This window comes from Arthrobacter sp. H41 (genome assembly GCF_000520535.1).
In the GTDB taxonomy this organism is placed as follows: Bacteria; Actinomycetota; Actinomycetes; order Actinomycetales; family Micrococcaceae; genus Arthrobacter_D.
This window is the reverse complement of the sequence record NZ_KI914789.1, coordinates 34598-36044: the sequence shown is the minus strand read 5'-3', so window position 1 is coordinate 36044 and position 1447 is coordinate 34598. Positions and strand designations below refer to the sequence as shown.

General features: G+C 65.0%; 1 protein-coding gene and 2 pseudogenes. All 3 read left to right on the top strand.

Annotated features, from left to right (window positions below):
- A pseudogene (locus tag Y705_RS18400) lies at window positions 1-476 on the top strand (ABC transporter ATP-binding protein); the annotation flags it as partial.
- On the top strand, window positions 473-1231 hold the full coding sequence (locus Y705_RS0108095; RefSeq protein WP_026532492.1) for an ABC transporter ATP-binding protein: 759 nt from the start codon (window positions 473-475) through the stop codon (window positions 1229-1231). The pseudogene Y705_RS18400 and the gene Y705_RS0108095, both read left to right, overlap by 4 nt.
- A gap of 34 nt (window positions 1232-1265) precedes the next feature.
- Window positions 1266-1447, top strand: a pseudogene (locus tag Y705_RS22270) (SRPBCC family protein); the annotation flags it as partial.

Sequence of the window (1447 nt, the reverse complement as noted above, 5' to 3'; positions counted from 1 at the left end):
TCGACGAGCCGATGGCTGGAGTGAACCCGGCGCTGACGCAGTCGCTGCTCGACCACATCAAGAACCTCAAGGCCGAGGGCATGACTGTCCTGTTCGTCGAGCACGACATGCACATGGTGCGCCATATCGCGGACTGGGTGGTGGTCATGGCCGAGGGCAAGGTGGTGGCTGAAGGCCCGCCGGATGTCGTGATGAAGGACCAGGCCGTGATCGATGCCTACCTGGGCGCCCACCACGATGTGGACCTCGGCGATTCCACCGGCTTCGAGCGCCTCGAGGAGGAACTGGCGCACGACGACGAGTCGGTGGTCGGCACCGACGAGGAGGGCGTCCTCGGGCACCGGATCGTCGAGCTGTCCGGCACGGGCAGCCTCTCGGACGGCGGCACCACCTCCCTGCAGGCAGCTCCCGATGCTGGTCCTGCTGACACCGTCCCCGCTGACACTGACACTGACACTGATCGGAAGAAACCATGAGCCGTGAAGAAACCCGAAGTGACTACGATCCCGATTCGGTGGTCAAGGTCACCGATCTGGTGGCCGGCTACCTTCCCGGGGTGAACATCCTCAATGGCTGCAGCATCGAGGCGCGGAAGGGTGAGCTGATCGGCATCATCGGACCCAACGGCGCAGGAAAGTCGACGCTGCTGAAGGCGATGTTCGGCTTGGTCAAGGTGCATTCCGGGCAGGTTGTGGTGCGCGGGCAGGACCTCACCGGGCTGAAGGCCAACCGGCTGGTGACGCAGGGAGTCGGCTTCGTGCCGCAGAACAACAATGTGTTCTCGACGCTCACCATCGAGGAGAACCTCGAGATGGGGATGTACCAGCGTCCGAAGGACTTCAAGAAGCGCTTCGAGTTCGTCACCAGCCTCTTCCCCGAGCTGGGCAAGCGGCGTGCCCAGCGCGCCGGATCGCTCTCCGGAGGAGAGCGCCAGATGGTTGCAATGGGACGAGCGCTCATGATGGAGCCGGCGGTGCTCCTCCTCGATGAGCCCTCGGCGGGCCTCTCCCCCGTCAAGCAGGATGAGACGTTCCTGAGGGTGCATGAGATCAACCGGGCCGGGGTGTCGGTGATCATGGTCGAGCAGAATGCGCGGCGCTGCCTCCAGATCTGTGATCGCGCCTACGTCCTCGACCAGGGCAGGGACGCCTACACCGGCACGGGCCGCGAACTGATGAAGGACCCGAAGGTGATCCAGCTGTACCTCGGCACGCTCGCCGATACCGCATAACCCGGTCATACCACCCGCGGCAGGACGGGCAATCATGGCACAGCTACTGACCAGTGCGGCGGGCCACGGCCTCGCGGCGATGTTCCGCGCCCTCAAGAAAGTGCGTCCGGAACGTCCCATCCACTCACGCGGGCTACGCCTTACCGGGACTGCCGAAGTGACGCCCTCCGGCAGGGCGAGCGGCATCCGCTGGATCGACACGCCCGGCACCAGTAC